This window comes from Dietzia massiliensis (assembly GCF_018390595.1).
GTDB lineage: Bacteria > Actinomycetota > Actinomycetes > Mycobacteriales > Mycobacteriaceae > Dietzia > Dietzia massiliensis.
Genome location: NZ_JAHBAV010000243.1, coordinates 1 through 412, shown reverse-complemented (window position 1 = coordinate 412; position 412 = coordinate 1). Strand labels below are relative to the sequence as shown.

1 protein-coding gene is annotated in these 412 nt (G+C 58.5%); it reads right to left on the bottom strand.

Annotated elements, in window-relative coordinates; translation table 11 throughout:
- The coding region (locus tag KHA85_RS20440) for a tryptophan 2,3-dioxygenase family protein (protein WP_236885853.1) at window positions 1–381 on the bottom strand (381 nt) is incomplete at its 3' end.
- Window positions 382–412 lie beyond the last annotated feature (31 nt).

Genomic DNA, 412 nt, shown 5'->3' with positions numbered 1-412 from the left:
ATATTGGTGCGACTGGAAGCCCGACGAGCTGCCCAGCACGTCGCGAAACTCGACGTACTCCGACGGCGTCAGCGTTTCCAGCACCGCCCACTGTTCGAACAGCAGCCGCTGGATCTGTTTGACGCGCGCCAGGATTTTGAAGCAGTGGCTGAGTTTGTCCTGCTGCACCAGCCGCAGCGCCGCCTGCAGCTCATGCAGCATCAGCTTCATCCACAGCTCGGAGGTTTGGTGCTGTATCACGAACAGCATTTCATCATGATGCGGCGGGTTGGAGAGCGGGTGCTGGCAGTCCAGCAGTTGGTCCAGGCACAGGTAGTCGCCGTAGCTCATGCGTTTGGAAAAATCGGTGACAATCGCGCTTTCTAATTCCCGTTTGTTCATCTGTGATCTCCGTTGCGCCCAGCGCCCCATC